Source organism: Virgibacillus sp. FSP13 (assembly GCF_054048505.1).
On sequence record NZ_JBSVKG010000018.1, the window covers coordinates 52,988 to 74,054 of the forward strand.

17 protein-coding genes, 8 tRNA genes and 1 rRNA gene are annotated in these 21,067 nt (G+C 38.7%); 4 read left to right on the forward strand and 22 right to left on the reverse strand.

Annotated elements, in window-relative coordinates; all coding sequences use genetic code 11:
• Positions 1-501: 501 nt before the first annotated feature.
• From ACW2QC_RS14450 to sigW, 8 genes are all read right to left on the reverse strand, one after another.
• The gene (locus tag ACW2QC_RS14450; protein ID WP_457544671.1) at positions 502-2,307 is read right to left on the reverse strand and encodes a S9 family peptidase; all 1,806 of its coding nucleotides are present in this window, start codon (positions 2,305-2,307) and stop codon (positions 502-504) included.
• 279 nt (positions 2,308-2,586) lie between these two features.
• Complete coding sequence (locus ACW2QC_RS14455; protein WP_457544672.1) at positions 2,587-3,969, reverse strand: HAMP domain-containing sensor histidine kinase; 1,383 nt, start codon at positions 3,967-3,969, stop codon at positions 2,587-2,589.
• A 670-nt stretch (positions 3,970-4,639) separates the two neighbouring features.
• Complete coding sequence (locus tag ACW2QC_RS14460; protein ID WP_457544673.1) at positions 4,640-5,326, reverse strand: response regulator transcription factor; 687 nt, start codon at positions 5,324-5,326, stop codon at positions 4,640-4,642.
• An 85-nt stretch (positions 5,327-5,411) separates the two neighbouring features.
• Positions 5,412-6,755, reverse strand: coding sequence for a phosphoglucosamine mutase (gene glmM / locus ACW2QC_RS14465; protein ID WP_457544674.1), 1,344 nt, complete (start codon positions 6,753-6,755; stop codon positions 5,412-5,414).
• A 124-nt stretch (positions 6,756-6,879) separates the two neighbouring features.
• Complete coding sequence (locus tag ACW2QC_RS14470) at positions 6,880-8,094, reverse strand: CdaR family protein (RefSeq protein ID WP_457544675.1); 1,215 nt, start codon at positions 8,092-8,094, stop codon at positions 6,880-6,882.
• Positions 8,087-8,908, reverse strand: coding sequence for a diadenylate cyclase CdaA (cdaA, locus tag ACW2QC_RS14475; protein WP_457544676.1), 822 nt, complete (start codon positions 8,906-8,908; stop codon positions 8,087-8,089). The genes ACW2QC_RS14470 and cdaA overlap by 8 nt, the downstream gene beginning before the upstream one ends.
• Positions 8,909-9,213: 305 nt before the next feature.
• Entirely contained in the window at positions 9,214-9,855 is a 642-nt protein-coding gene (gene rsiW / locus ACW2QC_RS14480) for an anti-sigma-W factor RsiW (protein WP_457544677.1), read from the reverse strand.
• A 14-nt stretch (positions 9,856-9,869) separates the two neighbouring features.
• On the reverse strand, positions 9,870-10,433 hold the full coding sequence (sigW, locus tag ACW2QC_RS14485; protein WP_457544678.1) for an RNA polymerase sigma factor SigW: 564 nt from the start codon (positions 10,431-10,433) through the stop codon (positions 9,870-9,872).
• Between the two features lie 149 nt (positions 10,434-10,582).
• Here sigW and ACW2QC_RS14490 point away from each other — a divergent pair, with 149 nt between their 5' ends.
• On the forward strand, positions 10,583-10,744 hold the full coding sequence (locus ACW2QC_RS14490) for a Spo0E family sporulation regulatory protein-aspartic acid phosphatase (RefSeq protein WP_457544679.1): 162 nt from the start codon (positions 10,583-10,585) through the stop codon (positions 10,742-10,744).
• 126 nt (positions 10,745-10,870) lie between these two features.
• Here ACW2QC_RS14490 and rocF read toward each other — a convergent pair whose 3' ends face one another.
• The 11 genes from rocF to ACW2QC_RS14545 all read right to left on the reverse strand — a co-directional run bounded on the left by rocF (position 10,871) and on the right by ACW2QC_RS14545 (position 17,404).
• Complete coding sequence (gene rocF, locus ACW2QC_RS14495; RefSeq protein ID WP_457544680.1) at positions 10,871-11,773, reverse strand: arginase; 903 nt, start codon at positions 11,771-11,773, stop codon at positions 10,871-10,873.
• 173 nt (positions 11,774-11,946) lie between these two features.
• Positions 11,947-13,062 (reverse strand): phosphomevalonate kinase, encoded by a 1,116-nt coding sequence (locus ACW2QC_RS14500; RefSeq protein ID WP_457544681.1) that lies wholly within the window; start codon positions 13,060-13,062, stop codon positions 11,947-11,949.
• Positions 13,059-14,036, reverse strand: a complete 978-nt coding sequence (mvaD, locus tag ACW2QC_RS14505; RefSeq protein ID WP_457544682.1) for a diphosphomevalonate decarboxylase — start codon at positions 14,034-14,036, stop codon at positions 13,059-13,061. Before mvaD ends, ACW2QC_RS14500 begins: the two co-directional genes overlap by 4 nt.
• Before the next feature lie 38 nt (positions 14,037-14,074).
• Positions 14,075-15,037: a mevalonate kinase gene (mvk, locus tag ACW2QC_RS14510; RefSeq protein WP_457544683.1), complete on the reverse strand. Its 963-nt coding sequence runs from the start codon at positions 15,035-15,037 to the stop codon at positions 14,075-14,077.
• Positions 15,034-16,323 carry a hydroxymethylglutaryl-CoA reductase, degradative gene (locus ACW2QC_RS14515; RefSeq protein WP_457544684.1) on the reverse strand — a complete coding sequence of 430 codons (1,290 nt, stop codon included), beginning with the start codon at positions 16,321-16,323 and terminating at the stop codon, positions 15,034-15,036. Before ACW2QC_RS14515 ends, mvk begins: the two co-directional genes overlap by 4 nt.
• A gap of 205 nt (positions 16,324-16,528) precedes the next feature.
• Positions 16,529-16,604: transfer RNA gene (locus ACW2QC_RS14520), tRNA-Lys, on the reverse strand.
• A gap of 38 nt (positions 16,605-16,642) precedes the next feature.
• Positions 16,643-16,717: transfer RNA gene (locus tag ACW2QC_RS14525), tRNA-Gln, on the reverse strand.
• 11 nt (positions 16,718-16,728) lie between these two features.
• Positions 16,729-16,813 (reverse strand) — tRNA-Tyr (locus ACW2QC_RS14530).
• A gap of 40 nt (positions 16,814-16,853) precedes the next feature.
• Positions 16,854-16,929: transfer RNA gene (locus tag ACW2QC_RS14535), tRNA-Thr, on the reverse strand.
• A gap of 248 nt (positions 16,930-17,177) precedes the next feature.
• Positions 17,178-17,253: transfer RNA gene (locus ACW2QC_RS14540), tRNA-Val, on the reverse strand.
• Between the two features lie 76 nt (positions 17,254-17,329).
• A tRNA-Glu gene (locus tag ACW2QC_RS14545) sits at positions 17,330-17,404 on the reverse strand.
• A 224-nt stretch (positions 17,405-17,628) separates the two neighbouring features.
• Between ACW2QC_RS14545 and fabI the strand changes: the two genes are divergently transcribed.
• From fabI to ACW2QC_RS14560, 3 genes are all read left to right on the forward strand, one after another.
• Positions 17,629-18,405: an enoyl-ACP reductase FabI gene (gene fabI / locus ACW2QC_RS14550; protein ID WP_457544685.1), complete on the forward strand. Its 777-nt coding sequence runs from the start codon at positions 17,629-17,631 to the stop codon at positions 18,403-18,405.
• Positions 18,406-18,504: 99 nt separating this feature from the next.
• A complete protein-coding gene (locus tag ACW2QC_RS14555) occupies positions 18,505-19,242 on the forward strand; it encodes a YwaF family protein (RefSeq protein WP_457544686.1) in 738 nt (245 codons plus the stop codon).
• 960 nt (positions 19,243-20,202) lie between these two features.
• Positions 20,203-20,445 (forward strand): hypothetical protein, encoded by a 243-nt coding sequence (locus ACW2QC_RS14560; RefSeq protein WP_457544687.1) that lies wholly within the window; start codon positions 20,203-20,205, stop codon positions 20,443-20,445.
• Positions 20,446-20,564: 119 nt separating this feature from the next.
• On the opposite strand, the gene ACW2QC_RS14565 is transcribed toward ACW2QC_RS14560, so the two are convergent.
• From ACW2QC_RS14565 to rrf, 3 genes are all read right to left on the reverse strand, one after another.
• Positions 20,565-20,637: transfer RNA gene (locus ACW2QC_RS14565), tRNA-Thr, on the reverse strand.
• 8 nt (positions 20,638-20,645) lie between these two features.
• Positions 20,646-20,720, reverse strand: a tRNA-Asn gene (locus ACW2QC_RS14570).
• Between the two features lie 64 nt (positions 20,721-20,784).
• Positions 20,785-20,900: ribosomal RNA gene (gene rrf, locus ACW2QC_RS14575) — 5S ribosomal RNA — on the reverse strand.
• Between the last annotated feature and the right edge of the window lie 167 nt (positions 20,901-21,067).

Below are 21,067 nucleotides of genomic sequence, written 5' to 3' on the forward strand. Positions count from 1 at the left end.
CTTTAACTTCTGCACGGGGCGTTTTGCTGCCCCTTTCTCGTGATTGTTTATCTAGTCATCTTTGCTTTTCCTTTTGTACAACAAGTCACCTCATTGGTTTATAGAAAAAAGCATAACGATTGAGATGTGCAATCGGGAGGAATCCGCCGAATAAATTCGATTAACCTCCACCTCGTCAACTATTTTCCTTCATCGGTCTGAAAATAGTTCTGGCGCTTTTTTTACTCTCAAATTTCTGCCCACCTTTCTATATTTAAATACAATATCCACCCTATAATCAAAGAGCGTACAATCCATTTTAACCGACAATGGAGAGAATGGTCAATCTTTATTTTAGGGGTGGTGTTATTTAGTGTATGAAGATAAACAGAACATGTTCCTTTATTCCTTCTACTGAACATTTTTAGATATTGATACTGTCCAAAAATCCGACCCTACACCACATAAAAAGCAGGCAATACCGCATCCGGGCGGTTTCACCTGCTTCCCCTATCTTACAGTCTATACATGCTGTTCTTGCACTTGATGCCTCGCCAAAAAGTCTAGCATCAGATTGTAAACCTTAATCTCATTTTCCTTTTTCGAAAAACCATGCCCTTCATCTTCCATGACAAAATATTCAACATCCCGACCTTTTTCCCTTAGCTTCTCAACAATTTGGTCAGATTCCTCTTTCACAACGCGCGGATCTTTTGCCCCCTGGATCACGAGCATCGGCTTCACCATGCCGTCCAAATACGTGACAGGTGAATCCTTAATAAACCGCTCCTTATCACGTTCCGGGTCACCGATCCAGCGTTCCATAATTGGCTTCCAGTGTGGTGGGACGGAATTAACAAAGGTAAACAAGTCACTTGGTCCGAAAATATCAACGACAGCTTTGAAATATTCTGGATGCCGTCCATGCAACAACAAGGCCATATATCCGCCGTAGCTGCCACCAACCAAAAATAATTTTTCACGGTCGGAAATATTATTAGCAAACAACCACTCTATTCCTGCCACACAATCTAGTCTTGGCCCTTCTCCCCAGTCCTGTTCTACCAGCTTTACAAATGAAGACCCGTAACCGGTGCTACCCCGGAAGTTCGGTGCAAAAATGCTATATCCGCGATTAAGAAAACATTGAAACATTGAACGAAAAGTTTTACGCTCTGCAGCCTGCGGACCCCCGTGTGGCCAGAAGATGGTATGACCATTATCTAATTCCGGATCTGCTTTAAACAACAGTGACTCGATTTCCATGCCATCATACGATGTGTATGAGATTACTTCCGGCTCAACCATATCATTATGACTAACACCTAGCACAGAGTTGTTCGTTAATTTTGTCCAGTTATCGCCATCAACTGAATGGAAAATATTCATCGGTTCCGTTGTATTAATCCCCAATACATATAGCGCTCCAGATTGTGCCACATGAATTTGACCGATCACATCAACAGGCAATGACAATTTTTCTATTTCTTCACTTGCAAGATCATAACGATACAAATGATCAGCGACACCATCCTGTGTCACAAGATAGAAGGTATTTTTCTCCTTATTAAAATTTAATGATTCAATACTTTCTTGGTCAACACTGATGACAGAGGAAAACTCGTTTGTCTGTAAATCGAATTTTGCGAGATAACTATACTCACTTTCATAATCTGTTACAAAGTATATAGTAGAATCATCAACAAAAACCGGATCAAATGTCACATGAACTTTTTCAGAATCAGGTGTTAGGCTTAACTCTTGGCCATTCGTTTTAACAATGCCCGTTACGTATGTATTCGCAAATGCCCGCAAATAAACAAATGACTTCTCATCGTCTGATACCGCAGCCAGTTCAGTCGGTGATAATTCACCCGTATTAATTAACATATCAGAGTCATCCGCTAAATTTCGAACACGTGCATTTAAAAACGATGGATTCCCTTCTGAAGTCATATAATAAATCCGCTCACCATCATCACTCAGATGCGAAAAGAAATATTTCTCCTCTTCATCACCAGTAATTAGTGGTTGTGGTAGGCCGCCATCATAGGGAATAGCATATACTTGATGATTTTCATCCCCATCTTTATCAAACCCGGCTAATACATATCGCTTCTTTGGGTCGAATTTTATAAAACTGCATGACTCATCTTGATGAGCAAATAAATATGGATAGTTGTCAGGTAAATCCATTGCCCATAGGTTCATTTTACCATTTAAATTTGTATTGAAGACTAGCCGCTTCTCGTCTTTGCTTACTGCAAAATTCGTGATTGCATACGTTCTAAAAAATTGCTCCACAGTTGGTTTTGGAAACTGAATCATTCTCATACCCCCTAGATTTATTTAGATATGTGAATTCCGAGATGTTTGAATAGTTATAAAAAATTTAATAGTGTTATTATATACTACTTTGTACTGCTTTAATAGGGGGTATTTAACTAACCATAATATTTTTCAGATTTATGCCCTAAAGATGATTACTAGTTCTTCAGCTCTATACTTGCTACTACTGTCGAAAAGAGGCAAATTATTGGGGTATATATCGTGTTCCTTATTCGATAAAATTCGCCGTTATTCTTCTTATTTCCCAGGAAATATAAACTACAACTTCGGTAAAAGCACACTAAAGGTAGTTCCTTCACCAGGCTCACTCTCAACCATAATTGTGCCATCATGCAATTCGATAATCTTTTTGACAATAGATAGACCAAGACCTGTGCTGACAACTGTTCGATTTCGTGCTTTATCTACTTTATAAAAACGATCGAATAGATTTGGAATGTCTTCCTTAGCGATCCCTATTCCCGTATCTGAAAATAATACTCGAATTCCCGATTTTTCAACACTTGCCTTTATGGCTATCATCCCACCTGATTTGGTATAGCGTATTGCATTCGTAAGCAAGTTCATCCACACCTGGTGCAACAGCTTTTGATCACCAAAAATAGTGATGATGTCATCTATTTCCATATCAATTGCTAGTTCCTTTTCCTGCCACTGCCATCGTGTTGTAGAAACCACTTCTTTTATCTGTTCTGCTAAATTGTAGGTAATTTTATCGTCCAGTTTTGTTTCTTTATCTAACATGGATAGTGTTAATAACTGCTTACTTAACATGGATAAACGCTTTGTTTCATTCTCGATTATTTCCAGGTAATGATTCCGCTCATCTATTGTCAGATCTTCTAATCGAAGTGTTTTTGAGAAACCCTGAATCGATGTTAGTGGTGATTGAATTTCATGGGATACATTTGACACAAACTCTTGGCGTTTTTCTTCTACCTTCTCAAGATTTGTACTCATCTGGGAAAAATGTTTAGCAAGGTCGCCTATCTCATCACGGCGTTTAACAGGAAGTTTTAAATGATAATTCCCACCGGCTATTTTTTTGGTAGCCTCTGTTAACGCATGGACTGGTTTAACAATATAGCGGGTACTTAATAACACAAGCAAAAAGCTGATTAAAAGTACCAATACGAGCAGTACTGCTAAAAACACACGCATTTCACCGAATTGTCGCTCTGTGTTTGCGCGAACGAATAATGCAACATGTTTTCCATCAACTTCAACAGGAACGCCAACTGTATTTCTTAATTCATTACTAAAAAAACCGGTAATAAACAGCTTCCATGGGTAATTGGCAATCCCGTGATAGGTATCCCCTTTTAGAACTTTGTTTATTTTATCCGATGATAATTCCGTGTTATCAAACTCAATGCCAATATGAGTTCTATTTCCATCTTCATCAATTATATAAAAGGTATAACCTAATTCCGTCATATTTTCTAAATAATTACGGATATCACCCTCATGGCTCTCGCTGTATACAGTAACAATGTCATTGGCAATTTGCGTCACTTTTTGATCGTTTTTCGGTTTTAAAAATTGGTGATAGTATACGTTTGTTGCAATAAAAGCAATGATTGAACTGCTAATCATGATCAGCATGGTTACAACAATAATCCGTACATATAACGTTCGCATAACTAATACCCTCACTTTTTCTTTATGACTGTCTCCCAAAAGATTATTGCTTTTTGCACAATAGATTTAAAATGCAACGTAACTAGAAGTTGCTCTCCCGCCGTTCCGGAAATACACTGGTGTTGTGATTTAAAAACCCATTACATTCAGCTATGCTTGAGTGAATTTCTGTTCAAGGGAGAAAAAGTCCGTATAATGTTAGAATCCATGATTTTTCCCCTGTCGATAATCAGAGCACCACTACCAGCGGAGGCAGAATACATAGACTCCTTGAAAATACAGATCAATTTTCTGCGTGCGATGTAACGCTGACGAAGTCTTCCTTGTCCTGCGGGAACAATGGTTTTCGGTGGGGCGAGTTAGCGCAGCCCCAGCACGTGTCTGAAGACCCCGCAGCGGCGGTTTTCCGCTTCGGAGGCTGAAGCCGTGCCCGCGGAAAGCGAAGTATTCTGACGGAGCGGATCCAAGCACTAGTCATCATTAGAACCAGAGAGAACGTTGCAAAAGAGAATTTTCACAGTGCCGCAGTTTCTATCAACTACGAAATTTAAAAACAACAATCATTGCGTAAAAAGCTTTCTTTATCTAACAAGTCCATTCGCAATTCATTCCATTTTGATTCTGATGATACAGTTTCAAGATGAACAGAAGATGAACACACCATTACATCTTAGATCTCTAACTTGTATCCTAACCCGCGTACTGTTTGAATTGAGAAGTCATGTGACGTTTTGGAAAACCGCTCGCGTAATCGTTTTATATGAACATCAACAGTGCGATCATTTCCTTCATAATCACTACCCCACACCAATTCAATTAACTGTTCTCTGGAGAAAATGCGATTTGGATAACTTGCTAATTGTGCTAGCAGTTCGAATTCCTTGAGTGGAAGAATCATTGTTTTCCCCTGTGATTGAACTTCATAGCTTCTTCGGTTAATAACTGTACTACCTAATGTAATTATTTCTTCACTTGTCATTTGAAATCGCCTGAGCAGTGCTTTGATCCGAAACAAAATTTCCTTTGGTTCAAATGGCTTCACAACATAATCATCTGTTCCTGCTAGGTAAGCTTTTTCCTTATCAGCAACTTCACCCTTGGCAGTGAGCATAATTACAGGAATATCGTACACATTTCGGATTTCTTCACATAGCTGATACCCATCAATATTTGGCATCATCACATCAACAATTGCTAAATGAATGTTTTCTGTTTCCAGCTTGTCCAATGCCTCTTTCCCATCCACCGTTTCTATTGTTTGGTAACCTTCCCGTTGCAAATAAAACCGTAGCAATTCCCGTATATGTGGGTCATCATCAACTACTAAAATGGTAATCAAGCTGACTCCTCCGATCATTGTTTATTTTTGCTCATCATACCACAAAGTCTTCAGCATTATAAAAAACTGCCCTTTAATAAGAGCAGTTTTTCATCAGCAAGTTCTATTCCATCCCCAACAAATCATCAATCACTTTCACAACCTGGTCCGCATACCGTTCACAATCTTCTTTTGTTGAAGCTTCCACCATTACTCTAACAAGTGGCTCTGTCCCTGACGGTCGCACGAGTACGCGCCCTTCACCAGCCATTTCCTGTTCAACGTTATTGATCGCTTCCTGTATCTTCGGATTGGTTAATGCATTTTTCTTATCGGTTACCTTAACATTTTTCAATACTTGCGGATATATTTCCATCTCACCAGCAAGTTCTGATAGTTTTTTCCCTGTTTCTTTCATCACATTTACTAACTGAAGTGCAGATAACATTCCGTCACCAGTTGTATTGTAATCAAGGAAGATAACGTGACCAGATTGCTCGCCGCCGAGATTATATCCGCCTTTACGCATTTCTTCCATCACGTAACGGTCGCCGACAGCTGTTTTATCACTGCGCATACCATGTTCTTCCAATGCCTTATAAAAGCCTAAGTTACTCATAACTGTAGAAACGACCGTGCTATGGCGTAAAAAGCCCTTTTCGTTCATATATTTCCCACAGATATACATAATTTTATCACCGTCAACGATATTTCCCTTTTCGTCAACAGCAATTAGGCGGTCACCATCACCATCAAATGCTAGGCCGATATCTGCGCCTTTTTCTGTCACAAAGGCCTGCAATGTTTCTGGATGGGTGGAGCCAACCCCTTCATTAATATTCAGTCCATCTGGTGAAGAACCAATCGTGAAAATATCAGCTTCAAGGTCAGCAAATAAATGTGTCGCTAATCCAGATGTAGCACCATGTGCGCAGTCTAAAGCAATTTGTAGCCCTTCAAAATCGTTATCAATCGATTCCTTTAAAAAGGAGAGATATTTTTGCCCGCCTTCAAAGTAATCATTAACAACTCCTAAATCTGCACCAATAGGTCGTGGAAGGTTATCTTCACCATCCATTAGTGACTCAATTTCGTCTTCTTGTTCATCTGATAACTTAAAGCCATCTGGTCCAAAGAATTTAATCCCATTATCTTCAACCGGGTTGTGTGATGCTGAAATCATAACACCTGCTTGAGCACTCGTTGCCTTTGTTAAATAAGCAACACCTGGTGTGGAAATAACACCTAGTCGCATTACTTCTGCACCAATTGATAACATTCCTGCTACAAGCGCACCTTCCAACATATGACCAGAAATACGCGTATCACGCCCGATTAATACTCTTGGCTTCTCGGTCTCCTTCGTTAAAACATAACCACCGAAACGTCCTATTTTAAATGCTAACTCAGGTGTTAAGCCTTGATTTGCTACTCCTCTAACACCATCTGTTCCAAAATAATTTCCCATGCTGTACCTCTCCTTTTCTCCATTTAAACCAACTCTTGTAAAGTGAGAGCAATATGTTAGTCCTTTGGAAAGCAATTCGTACATTCACTTTCATCTTCAGTTCGATTCCTATCCTTTTCTTACGTTATGTGATTTCAATCGTTACCTGTTCAAATTCACTTGTGAGTTTGGCTACATCCGGTCCATCAATTGTGACAGAAGCTTGATGCTCCCCCTCGCTTAAACCTTCTGCGTTGACCGATAACGTAATATCCTCTGCAGTGAGCTTGTCCACATCTTCGGCTTTGCCAACAGCTGTTACATTCATCGTTGCGTTATCCGGTTTAAGAAATGTGACCTCTTGTCCTTCTTCTAGATTTTCAACATCAATTGGTACATCTTTAATTGTCTTTGTTTGCTCAAGTTCAAGGTTCACCTTGATAGACTCCTTATCAGGAACTTGTACACCATCCGGTAAGGCAAAACCAACATCAATTGAACCTGGTTCCGTTATTTTTGATAAATCTATTTCTTCAGTTGTAACCTCTTCAATATCCTCCAGCACACTGCTTGTCCCATAAACCTTGATTTCCTTTGTCTCAGATGAGATAGACGCAAGTGAATAGCCATCCGGTAATTTTCCGGTAGTTTCGACACTTACAGGTACCGTTTTACTTGGGTTATTTATTTCTGCCGACACTTCCACATTTTCCGGATTAAGTGTCACATTTAACTCATTACCTTGACTATCGTAAACATTGACAGGAACTTCTCGATTGTCAATGGATTCCTTCTGTCCCCCAACATCAACAAACACCTTAACAATTGCAATCTGATCAATGACACTCTTTGAACTTGTTATTTTTACTGTCTTCGGATTTACTGCTGTTTTTCCAAGTTCATATCCTTCAGGGAGATTGTTTATAAAATCAACATTTACATTGAATTCCTTCGTTGATCGCTCCTCGATTACAACATCAATCGTTTTAGGCTCAATATACACCTTTAAATCATCTGAAATATTGGCATACTTTATTTCAACTTTATGCTCTCCCTCATCCAGTCCACGTAAATCAACATATATGTCAAAGTTTCGTTGTTTAACTGCTGGTGCTAAAATACTCTTTGCACCTTCAAGGGAAACTCTAACATGTTCAGGAACACCACTTACTACAAAATTTTCATCAATCCGAATATCTACTGGAACATTCTCAATCGTTTGCATTTCCTTTGACGTACCGAAAAAGCGATCTTCATTTTGGGAATCGTCTATTTCCACATTTACAAAGACAAATAGTAATACTGCAAATGCTAAAGATACAGCCCGGACAAACCATTTACTTTTAAACCAGTTATCCATTTCGCTTCCCCCTCCTGATCCATGACTTCGTTTCAGGGGATTTCAATGTTAACGATAAATTTTCCCGCAAAAATTCCCGTAGTCCATCTTGATCCAAGTTCCTATGTAGTTCGCCATTTTTCGTACAGGAAATATAGCCTGTTTCCTCAGAGACAACTATTGTAAGTGCGTCAGTTACTTCACTAATTCCCATTGCAGCCCTGTGCCTAGTTCCCAATTCCTTAGATATAAAAGGACTTTCAGAAAGGGGCAAATAACAGGCTGCTGCAACAATCTCATCACCTTTTATAATAACAGCACCATCATGTAATGGCGTATTTGGGGTAAATATATTTGTTAACAACTGATGTGTCAGCTTCCCATTTATCTGAATTCCTGTTTCCGCATAGTCACCCATTCCAGTTTCACGTGCAAGGGAAACGAGTGCACCAATACGCCGTTTTGCCATGTAATTAGCCGATTGAACAATGGCCTCAATTGTTTGTTCAATCATATCCTCCTCTGACTTTGCGCCTCTGGAAAATATATTACCGCGTCCCAACTGCTCCAGTGCTCTTCTAAGTTCCGGTTGAAATAAAATCACAGAAACTAAGAAACCCCATGTTATGGCATAGTTCGTTATCCATTGGACGGTTTGTAAATTAAACACAATACTTAATAGCCAAACAACTAGGACCACAGCAATTCCTTTTAAAAGCTGGATTGCTTTGGTTCCTCTTATTAACATGATTAATTTATATAAAACATACCAGACGAGAGCAATGTCTACGCCAATTCGAAGTAGGTCTAAAACGTCAAATCCCCCATCAAGCATGCTCACACTTCCTTTTACTCATAAAATTTCATCCATTCTACACATAATAACAGTATATATTATATCATATTTTCTTATGTAAGATGGAATGATAACAATTAGAAAAGCGTAAGCACTTTTAGGTTGAAAACGTGGCATCCAGGGTGGGCAATTTCCCGTCCAATAAAAATTATTTGACGTAACGCCTGTGTACGTACGTTAGAGCTATAGCCATTGTTACAGATAATAATTGTAAAGGTCATAATATTATAATTTTAAACAACAAAAAACCTGGGACACCCCAGGTTGAAATAATAAATTTCCCATTACGATTGTCCTAATGAAAAGATGCTTTCAACTATATTTTTTAAGTGGTACCAAATCCATTCAAATACTTGATCAACTTGTTGAAATTCACCATTAACTTCTCCCACGGAGGCCATGAGACCCTCGCCATTAATTGTACTATCCAGGAGTTTTCCATTTATCAATGTAACATTCCCATCAACAGTCCCATCAATTTTCAAATCACCATTTTTGACAACCAGATCCCCAGAAACTGTTACACCTTCTGGAACGATAACTGTATCCCCTTCTATTACCAAATTTTCTTGTTTGGAGACTACTAATTGATTATCCTGATTCCACGCTGAGAATACACCACTAAACATAAAAATAAAAAATATTGCTGCAGCAGTTATGACTGGATGTGCTTTAAACCAGCGTGAGTAGCTGACCCGCTTTTTTTCCTTTGGCAGTTTTTCCATTACATTTTTGGTAAAGTTGGGTGGTGCCTCTACCTGTTCAGCACTTTGAATCCATGTAATTGTTCGTTTTAGCTCATGAAAATGCTGTTGGCAGCTTTCGCAATTTTCAAGATGCCCGCGCAGGCTTTCTTCTTCTGACTTTGTTAAATCACCATCTAAATATTTATGCATAAGCTCAATCGCCTTGTGATTACATTCCAAACTGTCCAACTCCTTTACACGTGACGAAGCTTTTTACGTAATGCTTCCCGTCCCCGATGAATCCGAGTTTTTACTGTCCCCAGTGGAATATCCAGGATTTCACTAATTTCTTTTAATGAAAATTCCTCTAAATACCTTAAAATAATAATGGTACGATATTTAGGTGGCAACTCGGAAATTTCCTGATGAATATAGCTTTTTAATTCTAAACTTTCCACTTCTTCTTCTGGCAAACGATTATCCGCTTCAAGCTGCGCGTACATATTCAACCCTTCTGTACCTTTTATCTCAGCATCAAGATAATAATCTGGTTTTCGTTTTCGAATCCGATCGATAGTTAAATTAGTGGCTATTCGGTAAAGCCAGGTAGAAAACTTTCGCCGATCATCATACGAATGGATATTAATATATGCCCGAATAAAAGCCTCTTGTGCTATATCCTCCGCCTCGTGCGCATTACCAAGCATTCGGTAACAATGCTGGTAAATTTTGTTTTGGAAAAAAGCAACGATATCCTCAAATGCTGATTGGTCGCCTTTTTTCACTTGTTTTATTTTGTCTTTGATCATAAATTCCATTATCAAGTACCTCCGCTAACTATGCGGTATTTATGTTACGAATTGTTGCTCAAAAAGGTTTCACTTTTATTTTTAAATTTTTTACCGTTTATTATTGCAAAGATATGGGTAATTTCATAATATAGTATACTAGATAGGAGGCAAGTTTTGTGGATAATTCTATATTATTAAAAAAAATTGAGCAATGTCGTGATGAAATGATTACGTTGGGTTGTTCTCATGGATTAACTTCTGAAATTGTCGTGCAGTCTAGTAAACAATTGGACAAACTATTAAACGAATATCAAAATAATACAGTAGCGAGCGCCTAACCACATTTCTACTGACCTCCAAGATAACACATATCATAACGTAAATGAACATATAAAAAAAGTGGGTAAAAAAAGACATCAAATTTCTTTTTGAAATTCAATGTCTTTTTTATTTTTCCACACTTCTTATTTTAACTTTTCCCCAAATAAGGAGCCCATCAATCCAACGGCGACCGTAGCCGTTTTATTTTTATCATCTAAGATTGGATTGACTTCGACAAATTCTGCAGATGTGAGAATTTCAGACTCTGCAAGCATTTCCATCGCTAAATGACTTTCACGATAGCTCAATCCACCAAGTACCGGGGTCCCTACGCCAGGAGCTTCTGAGGGGTCCAACCCATCGAGATCAAGACTAAGGTGAACACCATCAGTCCGCTCTTTTAAATAATCTATCGCTCCGGTCATTACTTTAGGCATGCCCATTCGATCCACTTCATGCATTGTATAGACCTTTATTCCCTTATCTTGAATTAACTTTCTTTCCCCAGGATCAAGCGAGCGTGCCCCAACAATAACAATGTTTTCAGGTTTGATTTTAGGCTGATAATCCAGCATATTCGTTAATTTTTCGTGTCCAATACCTAAGCTAACTGCTAGTGGCATCCCGTGAATATTTCCTGATGGTGAGGTTTCTCCGGAATTCAAGTCGCCATGTGCATCATACCAAATAACGCCAAGATTATCATAGTGTTTGGCAATTCCCGCTAAACTACCGATTGCAATACTATGGTCGCCGCCTAGTACTAGAGGAAAGCGATTTTTATTAATTTCCTGATCAACCATTTCCGCTAATACTTGATTTCCTTCTGCAACCTGCTGCAAATTACGTAGGTTACCTTCTCGTTTATCACGTTTACTATCAGGACGGTTAATCGGAATATCACCTAGATCATGAATGTCATATTGCAAGCGCTCTAACGTTTCGACAATACCTGCATAACGGATTGCACTAGGACCCATATCAACCCCACGTCGATTTTGTCCTAAATCCATCGGTACTCCAATAATAGACATCTCTTTTTTCATTAATTTTGCCCCCTTTTGTCTTATTTTAGCCAAAATTAAGGCAATGACTCAACTCGACATTTTGGTGTATATATATACAGCGATCCATAAAATGCCCTATGTATTTTCTCTTTCTTATAATGATTACAGAAAAAACCAGATGTCATCTAAAACATCTGGTTTATAATTCATTATTAAAATGTCTCAATTACTTTTGCACCTTCTAAATTAGGTCTAATTGTTAGTGGTTTAATTCCAGCCTTCTGCCAGGCCTGGATTAATTGTTGGGCGCTTTCCTTGTCTGGTAAAAACGCAATACCGCAATCCCCGCCCCCAGCTCCTGAAGGCTTTCCTGCACCGCCATGTTGTTCAGCTAAGTCACACAATATTTTCAGTAACGGGGTCTCAACATCAACACCAGCATTTTCTCCAACTGTAGCAAGTGCATGTCTATTTTGCTTTACTCCCTTTAGTAGGAAATCCAAGTCACCTTTTTCAAATCCAGCCAAAAAAGTAGTGACCGCCTGCTCACTCTCTTGTAAAAACTGCTCATATAGGCTTGGGCACTCATCATTAAGCTTTCGTATTCTTGGAATTAACTTTGAGGTTGACGCAGGGTTACCCGTCCAACCAATACATAAGTACACATCTTTCGGGAGCTCAATTGGTTTAATAGAGAAATAGCGCCAATCTTCTTCCAACAGTTCCGTTAGAGACTTCGCCTGCAAGTAGTGCTCAAGTAACCATTCCGCTTGAAAAGAACTATAACGAAGAAAGCCACCATATGATGATGCAGCAACATCAGCACCAGAACCGCTTCCTTGTGTTTTAACATGAGCTATTGCCGCAAGCTTGAAAACTAATTCGGCTGAAGGTTTGGTAGGTAAATGTTTATGTAGGACAGCAGCAATGACAGAGGTGACAACCGCTGCACTTGATCCTAGTCCGTACTTAACGCCAGATTCATCATCTAATTCACTTTTAATCGACAAGTGAAAACTGGTTGGAACAATTGCACGTTCTTGTAAATAGGTAATTGCAATTGTCATAGCATCCTCAACAAATCGAACACGATCATCACCTGTATTAACTTGAACTTTATTTGCTTTGTATCGCCACTCCAAATTTGTCAATTCGAAGTCCAGTAAAGATAAATAATTTTCATTACTTTCAACTATTGTTCCATAGACATAACGGTCAACTGCCATAACAACTAATTGGTGAAATGGCTCAAGAACTGCGAATTCACCTGTCACCATTAATTTACCTGGTACCCGGATAGTCATGGATGTGTTCGACAAATTTTTCATAAATATGTTACTCCCTGTCCTGATCGACTTACAATTACATCATGAACACCATGTATTTCAAGGAGTGCCTTTTTTACGGCTGCTTCGTCTTTTGGCAAATAAAGAACTTTAACATTTGGTCCTGCATCAATTGTAAAAAATGATGGAATTCCACGCTCTCTCATTGCCTGTACTTCCTGCATAACTGCAAGTGTTGTAGCATGCCAATACGTAAATGGTGGATTAGCACCAAGTGTTGTCGCATGCATTTTTAAACAATTTGCTTCTGCAATACTCCCAACCTTTTCAAAGTCACAGTCTTTAATACCCTGTTTAATTTGTTCAAGATCTTGCGGAATACTTTCCACCCATCCTGAAAAAAATGGCGATGTATTAACCGTTCGCTTCATACCTTCACGACTAGATACTTTTTTCATTGTATTTGATAGGACAACAGCAGCAACTCGTACATCCCAATGTTCAGCAGGTTGTACTTGTACTGCAAAGGAATCAGATCCATCTGGTTTGCTGCCCTGATGCCATTCAACAAATCCGCCAAATATCGATCGACATGCAGATCCTGAACCTTGTCTAGTTAGGCGTGAAAGATCTTGATCACTAATTGATAAGTCAAGGGCTCGGGTGGTTGCTGCTGCTAGTGCCGCAAAACCCGATGCTGATGAAGCAAACCCCGCTGCTGTTGGGACATGATTGGTTGAACGAACTTCAGCACACAAGTTTGTTGCCTGTGTCTCACTTCTGATAAGATCAAGAAACGTTGATACGCGATTAAATTGTTCACCTGTTATAGTCTGATCATTCAAAAAAAATGTATCACTAGAGAGATCATCACGAAATGTAACTGTAGTTGTTGTATAAAATCCATCTAACGTTAATGAGAGACTATTGTTTGTCGGTAGGATCAATGTTTCATCCCGTTTTCCCCAGTATTTTATTAAGGCAATATTTGTATGTGCTTTAGCTGTAGCCTTCATCATTATCCTCATTTCAATCGTTAATCCTTAATGAACAATTATTTTTGTTTACGTAATACAAAAGGCCATACTGCATGTGCGCCAAATTTCTTTAATTTCTCAGAGAGTTGGTGTGAATGTGCCTCATTGCGAGCTAAAGCAATGATACAGCCACCATTTCCGCCACCAGTTAATTTTGCGCCTAATGCCCCTTCACTCCGCGCTAAATAAATCAGTCTGTTTAAACCCGCATCGCTTACACCAAGTGCTTCTAATTCCTTTTGGGCCTCATTCAAGGTTTTTCCTAAAATGTGTTTGCTTGCTTTTTCAAGTGCTCTTCTAGCTTGATGTGTGATTTCTCCAATTCGATCAAGGCTAGCCTGAATTCTTCTTGGTGCGGATTTAAACAGTTCCGCAACAGACTCCACCGCAGACCTTGTGTCACCCATTCGTCCCGAATCAGCAACAACGAAGTGAAAATCTGTGTTTGGCTGAATAAAACAAAATGGTCGACCTTTTTCATACCAAACTGGGGAGCCAGAAGTAATGGTTAATGTATCAATTCCACTTGGAGCTCCATGAGCATACGTCTCCGAAATATTGGCCAATCTTAATAATTCTTCTTCCGTATAGTCCTCATCCGCATATGCAAATAAAGATCGTATCACAGCAATAGCCACCGAGGCACTAGAACCTAAGCCTTTGCCGGGTGGTATGGATGATTTAATACGAATTAATAAGTCTTTACATGGTAAACCGAGTTGTTCCAATGCCGCCTTGATACAATTCACAACTCCATCCAATGCCTCTGGTGCTGAATCAAGCGGGCCATGATAAAAGGCACTATCCATTTTGACCGCCCCAGGAACATTTTCAATTACCGATTCTACTTCAACTAATGGAAAAGGGATAGCGATTGCTGGTTGTCCGTGTACAACTGCATGTTCCCCAATTAAAATTAATTTACTATGAGCTATACCTATAGCTGTTTGTTCTGAAGTTGTTGCCTTTTCTGCACTCATTTTATATATTCTTCCACCAATTCTTTAGCTTTTCCAACACGGATTTCTTTTTGTTTTATTAATTGTTCAGCAATAATATCAATCATCTCCCCAGTAGCACCTGCCGCCATTGCAACAGACCGAGAATGTAAGGCCATATGACCTTTTTGGATTCCGTCGGTCACCAAGGCTTTTAGTGCACCAAGATTTTGTGCGAGCCCAACCGAAACAATTACTTGAGCAAGTTCTTCTGCGGACTCTACATCTAACATGTTATGAGCAACTTGGGCCATAGGGTGAACACGGATGGATCCGCCAACAGTTCCCACAGACATTGGTAATTCAAGTTCTCCTATCAAATTCCCTGTATCATCCGTAGACCACATCGTCATTGAACTATATTTGCCATGACGCGCCGCATACGCATGTGCTCCTGCCTCAACTGCTCTCCAATCATTTCCGGTCGCAATCACTATCGGGTCAATTCCATTCATTATTCCTTTATTATGCGTGACTGCACGATAAGGATCAGAGGCGGCAAATTCATAAGCATAAACAACACCATCACGTACCTCTTCCCCAGTAAAATCCCCAGTTGCTAATAATTCAGGGGGGATAACACATCTTGCCTTTGCAAGACATCGATCAGCATAATTAGAAAGGATACGTAAAAAAACTTTTCCTTTTGTTAATTGTTCAATCGTTGGTGCTAATGATTCCACCATGGTATTGATTATATTTGCACCCATTGCATCACACGTATTTATATAGACATGGACTACTAACATTTTACCATATTTCGAGCCCGATTCTTCATTTAAAAGTCGTACTTCTAGATCCTCTGCACCGCCACCTCTAGCAACCAAGCTAGGATATGCAGCGTTCGCGTCATTGATTAATGCATCCTTTTCTGCCAATACAGTGGCTTTAGCGGCATCCATATCTGGACAACCAACAACTTGTATTTGCCCAATCATGACTCTTCCTGTAGCTTCTGTTGTAAAACCACCAGCATTCCGAACAATTTTTGCTATATGACTAGCTGAAGCAACAACAGAGGGCTCCTCAATTGCCATTGGTACAATATAATCTTTTCCATTGATTAAAAAGTTCAGTCCTAATCCAAGTGGTAATGGATAAGTTCCAATAACATTCTCAATCATGTTATCTGCTGTAGTAACTGGTAAGGCATCTTGTTCAAGTGAGTGCCCCTTTTTTTCATCATCAATTACGTGCTTGGATGCCAATAATTCTCTTCGTTCTTCAACAGTCATATTATAAAAACCAGGGATTCTAGAAGTTATCATACCAATTCATCCTTTTGCAATTCAATATAATATATTTTTTTCATTTATAATTAGTTATTTTGGTAAAAAAATTACTGCTTCTATTATGTAAAAAAACAGTATAAAATGCAAATAAACAAGGTTGTTACAAAACATAACGACCTTGTTTATTTCTAATAATACTATGTACTCTATATCTATGCTAGCATTCTTCGTTTGATTATGATGGTGAGCCATGGAGGATTCGAACCTCCGACCCTCTGATTAAAAGTCAGATGCTCTACCGGCTGAGCTAATGGCTCGGGTAAGTTGAAGTTGTTATGTATTTATAAATAAAAAATGGCTGGGCTACCAGGATTCGAACCTGGGAATGACGGGATCAAAACCCGCTGCCTTACCGCTTGGCTATAGCCCAACAAATAACTATGGTGGAGGGGGGCAGATTCGAACTGCCGAACCCAGAGGGAGCGGATTTACAGTCCGCCGCGTTTAGCCACTTCGCTACCCCTCCGTATTATTAACACGTTCTCATGATTTATACATAAAAAAAGTGGTGCCGGCCAGAGGACTTGAACCCCCAACCTACTGATTACAAGTCAGTTGCTCTACCAGTTGAGCTAGACCGGCTTATATATTTAAGGCTATTTTATCTTACGTGTATGTTCATCAAGTGGGCTCGTCGTGTTACAAGTTCATTCGGTGATGTTGCACTCCTCGCAAGCCTGCACATGGGAGAAAATTCATTGTTGTTAACGGCTTGATCTACCAGTTGAGCTAGGCCGGCTTATATAAATATTTAACCTAAGTATTTACACATTTCCACCAAGCTATTCAGTGAATGCTTGTACTTCGGCAAGAGTGTTTTACATCTATAATGGTGGAGGATGCAGGGCTCGAACCTGCGACCCCCTGCTTGTAAGGCAGGTGCTCTCCCAGCTGAGCTAATCCTCCAATGCATGCGTGCGTACTTGTGTTGCCAAATGTTGTCGCAACTTTGACACGCAAATCTTGCTATCTTTTACTTTAATGGTGACCCGTACGGGATTCGAACCCGTGTTACCGCCGTGAAAGGGCGGTGTCTTAACCACTTGACCAACGGGCCATATATAATGGCGTGTTCATAACTGTCATCTTTTGCATGGTTATGTCGTAAACCAACGAATCTTATTATATACAGATATACTATTTTTGTAAAGAGGGAAAATAGTTTTCTTAATTTTTTTATTTCAATTCATTAAAGTCCTTGTATTGTACAGCAATCCATGGTTCTTTAACTTTAATATTTAGGTTATAATATTTACAGTAATCTTTATGGGAGGTACACAAATGTCTGATTTATTAAATGGAAAGAATATAGTTGTAATGGGGGTAGCAAATCAACGAAGTATTGCGTGGGGAATTACCAAGTCATTACATAATGCGGGGGCAAATCTAATTTTCACCAATAGACAAGAACGTTCCCAAAAAAAGCTTGTCAAACTACTTGAGGAAAACGATATTCAACCAAAATTGATCGTTTCATGTGACGTTGCAAGCGATGAAAGCATTGATTCAGCATTTAGCGAAATAAAAGAAAATGTTGGCGTTATTCATGGATTAGTTCACTCGGTTGCCTTTGCCAATAAGGAAGAATTAAAAGGGGAATATGCTGATACTTCACGAGAGGGATTCCTGTTAGCGCAGGAAATTAGTGCATATTCATTGGCAGCTGTTACAAAAGCTGCAAAGGAATTAATGACAGAGGGCGGAAGTATTGTTACACAGACATATTTAGGTGCAGAGCGAGTTATTAAAAACTACAATGTCATGGGAGTGGCAAAAGCCTCATTAGAAGCTAGTGTAAGATATCTAGCAGAGGACGTAGGTAAATATGGAATACGAGTGAACGCTGTTTCTGCAGGGCCAATTCGTACGCTATCTGCAAAGGGTGTTTCAGGATTTAATGAGAAGTCATCTGTAATTGAAGAAAAGGCACCTTTACGACGCAATATTGATCAAGATCAGGTAGGAGACGCAACATTATTCTTCATGAGTGAATTATCAAGAGGGATTACAGGTGAAGTCCTTCATGTCGATTCCGGTTATCACATAATTGGGGGATAACCTAACGGACGCTTATCTAAAACGTTAAGCGTCTTTTTTCTGCACAATTTTCATATAAATAGGAACATATCACTAGCTCAACTTACTGGGGGAAAACTTATGAGAGGATGGTTTGGAAATATCGAGGGGGATCCGTTTATAGCATTTGGTTCAACTCACCTTTTTATGCTGCTTATCTATTTAATCGGACTAATATTTTTACTTACAGGTTACAATATAGTTCAGAAAAATAGTGTTCTATACAATATGATACGTTGGATTTTGTTCAGTCTGTTAGTTTTATCAGAATTAATGTATCAAACCTGGACCATCGTTTATGGAGTTTGGAGTGTAAATAAGCATTTACCACTTCACCTCTGTGGTGTCGCAAGTATCATTGCTGCTATTGCGCTAATTAACTATAACAGAAGATTAATTATTACAGCATATTTTATTGGTATTATTCCAGCATTTTTAGCCTTAATTACACCAGAGCTTCCCTATGACTTTCCACATTTTCGTTACTTTAAATTTTTTATCCATCATATTGTGATCTCCTGGGCAAGTATTTTTCTAGTATTGACCAGTAATCTAAAAATCACATTTAGATCAATGCTAGAAACATATGGATGGTTAGTTCTATATGCTATTTTTATCGGGTTTGTCATAAATCCAATATTTAATGCGAATTATCTTTATCTTGCTAATACGCCATCCGCAAGCACACCACTAGATTTACTTGGCAGTGGTATCTGGTATTACGTAAATCTTTGCCTTTTAGGTTTTGTGGTATTTTTGCTTCTTCTTGGTTTTTCTAGATTGCTTGATATGAATAAATCTTTTAAGGATTCCCTATAACCCATACATTTTAAAAGGTTTACTCCAAACTAAAAAGCATCTAAATCTTTGATACAAAACCTCTGTCTGTTCCTTGTTATTTCTATTTGCTTCAAAATATTATCTGGTTACGAATGATACAACTGACTTAAAAATACTTGATGGAGAAAACTTTACTGGTTTTTCAAAGCATATTCAAATACTTCTGACGGATACCATGCATATAATGAAAAATGTCTCTTGACTAATAGGGCGAATGACTGAATAGGTTTCATTAATAGGAAAATTATTCACAACTTGAATCTACTTTAAGGCTACTTCAGCCCCATAATTGGATTTAGTTTCTATTTCCTTGATACATAAATTAAAATGTTTCAAAGTGTTAAATGCTAGGTATTTTTTCATATATTTCAAACCCCAAATAAATCTGATAATATCCCCATAATAAGAGAATCAACACCAATGATACCCGTTGAAATAACACTTAAAGAGGATATTGAACTGTTTAAGCTAAACAGTATTGTGACTAAAAACTTGCAAATGAGCCAACAAAATAAAGGTACCCAACAAAAGAAACATATTTAAAATGCAATATATACTCCCTAAAAAGAAACTACCATTGATGAATCTCCACCATTTTTCACCTAATTGTAAAGCATCACTGACAAATACTTATAAAATGGCAGCTATCCAGACGGTTTGAAAAATAGTCTCAAAAAGTCTATCCAAGCAATCTTTCCCAAAACTGGTGTGTTAGACAGAGTTTTCCTCCCTACTTTACAAAAGATTGCTGAAATATTGGATGAGGACTATATGTGGAATAATAACCATATAGAATATCTTTATGAAGACAAACTAACAAAAGACGGACATACACCTAATATAATTGCTTCTGATTTAACCAAATTTCACAGAGATTCAATTTTCATAAAAGCTAATTTCAAAAATATACATTGATAAAGGGCCAACGAGTGAAGTTAAATGAGTGAAATTAAATGTTTGGTATGTGGGGGAAAATACTTCCGTGAAGGATACTATGATATAGATATAGATGTTGACATTTATTCGACCGCTTATAATGACGTTAAAGTTAGTAGCAGAAGTGCAGATGATGTTCATATTGATGTTAGTGTAGATGTCGATACTTCAATTTACAATGAAACAGAAGAAAAGAAACGTAAAGAAAAGGAGAATGCCTACGATTGGACAAATTTTGGAGAGTGAAGGCCGAAAACCTTTACATTTTTATGTGGAATTATTGGCTTGGATTTCATTTAGTTCTCTTTAAATCATTACAAATACAAAAAACGCTCCATCCCTTATAAGACAAGCGTTTCACCAAGAGCTTCCAAGCAGACTCGAACTGCTGACCCCTTCCTTACCATGGAAGTGCTCTACCTGCTGAGCTATGGAAGCACAAAAAATGGCTCCACAGGTAGGATTCGAACCTACGACCGATCGGTTAACAGCCGATAGCTCTACCACTGAGCTACTGTGGAATAATCAAAAAGTAATAATATAATTTTAACATTAGACTAAATTTGATACAAATACAAAAAGTTTGCCTGGCGGCGTCCTACTCTTGCAGGGGCAATGCCCCAACTACCATCGGCGCTGAAGAGCTTAACTACTGTGTTCGGCATGGGAACAGGTGTGACCTCTCCGCTATTGCTACCAGGCCTACAGGGTATAGGTCGTTCTATGTTGTTCACAAATGTTCTCGGTGGGTCGAGTAATCGCAGACCCAGGAAGTGAACGGTCTTAACAGAACTTCCTTAGGCTTTGCAGGTATAACATTTTTTATACCCTAAAAACTAAATAAGAGTTTTTCAAGCAACGAATCAGT

Excerpts from the sequence above, each read along its gene's own strand:
- fabI (WP_457544685.1), top strand. The coding sequence starts at position 17,629 with ATGTCTGATTTATTAAATGGAAAGAATATAGTTGTAATGGGGGTAGCA.
- mvaD (WP_457544682.1), bottom strand. The coding sequence starts at position 14,036 with ATGAAGGCTACAGCTAAAGCACATACAAATATTGCCTTAATAAAATAC.
- sigW (WP_457544678.1), bottom strand. The coding sequence starts at position 10,433 with ATGGAATTTATGATCAAAGACAAAATAAAACAAGTGAAAAAAGGCGAC.
- ACW2QC_RS14470 (WP_457544675.1), bottom strand. The coding sequence starts at position 8,094 with ATGGATAACTGGTTTAAAAGTAAATGGTTTGTCCGGGCTGTATCTTTA.
- ACW2QC_RS14560 (WP_457544687.1), top strand. The coding sequence starts at position 20,203 with ATGAGTGAAATTAAATGTTTGGTATGTGGGGGAAAATACTTCCGTGAA.
- ACW2QC_RS14555 (WP_457544686.1), top strand. The coding sequence starts at position 18,505 with ATGAGAGGATGGTTTGGAAATATCGAGGGGGATCCGTTTATAGCATTT.
- rocF (WP_457544680.1), bottom strand. The coding sequence starts at position 11,773 with ATGAAAAAAGAGATGTCTATTATTGGAGTACCGATGGATTTAGGACAA.
- ACW2QC_RS14500 (WP_457544681.1), bottom strand. The coding sequence starts at position 13,062 with ATGAAAAATTTGTCGAACACATCCATGACTATCCGGGTACCAGGTAAA.
- ACW2QC_RS14450 (WP_457544671.1), bottom strand. The coding sequence starts at position 2,307 with ATGATTCAGTTTCCAAAACCAACTGTGGAGCAATTTTTTAGAACGTAT.
- glmM (WP_457544674.1), bottom strand. The coding sequence starts at position 6,755 with ATGGGAAATTATTTTGGAACAGATGGTGTTAGAGGAGTAGCAAATCAA.
- ACW2QC_RS14515 (WP_457544684.1), bottom strand. The coding sequence starts at position 16,323 with ATGATAACTTCTAGAATCCCTGGTTTTTATAATATGACTGTTGAAGAA.
- ACW2QC_RS14455 (WP_457544672.1), bottom strand. The coding sequence starts at position 3,969 with ATGCGAACGTTATATGTACGGATTATTGTTGTAACCATGCTGATCATG.
- cdaA (WP_457544676.1), bottom strand. The coding sequence starts at position 8,908 with ATGCTTGATGGGGGATTTGACGTTTTAGACCTACTTCGAATTGGCGTA.
- ACW2QC_RS14460 (WP_457544673.1), bottom strand. The coding sequence starts at position 5,326 with ATGATCGGAGGAGTCAGCTTGATTACCATTTTAGTAGTTGATGATGAC.
- mvk (WP_457544683.1), bottom strand. The coding sequence starts at position 15,037 with ATGAGTGCAGAAAAGGCAACAACTTCAGAACAAACAGCTATAGGTATA.